Here is a 278-nt window from a genome sequence, read left to right as displayed (position 1 = left end):
AAGGACTCTCGCGTGACCCCGTGATCGCCGAGGAGTCGGCCGACGCCGCGGCCGGTGGGGTCATCGGCCAAAGCTAGAACTAGGTGCTCGACCGAGACATACGAGTCCTTCAACCGCTTGGCTTCACGTTCCGCGCGATCCAGAGTGGCCGAGAGCTCCCTGCTCAACGCTACCTGGTTCGGGCCGGGACGAGCGGATCCGGTTACCCTCGGCAGCTTCTCCACCGCTTGGCGTGAGGCGTCAACCAGCTCCTCAACCGATAAGCCAGCGTGTTCCAG

At 64.4% G+C, this 278-nt stretch carries 1 protein-coding gene; it reads right to left on the bottom strand.

The window, feature by feature from the left end:
• Positions 1-278 (bottom strand): Clp protease N-terminal domain-containing protein (locus AC2FB1_RS11175; protein WP_490675279.1); only part of this gene is annotated, 278 nt, incomplete at its 3' end.

This window comes from Staphylococcus sp. CoH_129_LAB_1 (assembly GCF_058191515.1).
The sequence above is the reverse complement of the archived record's forward strand: the minus strand, read 5'-3'. Positions and strand labels throughout refer to the sequence as shown.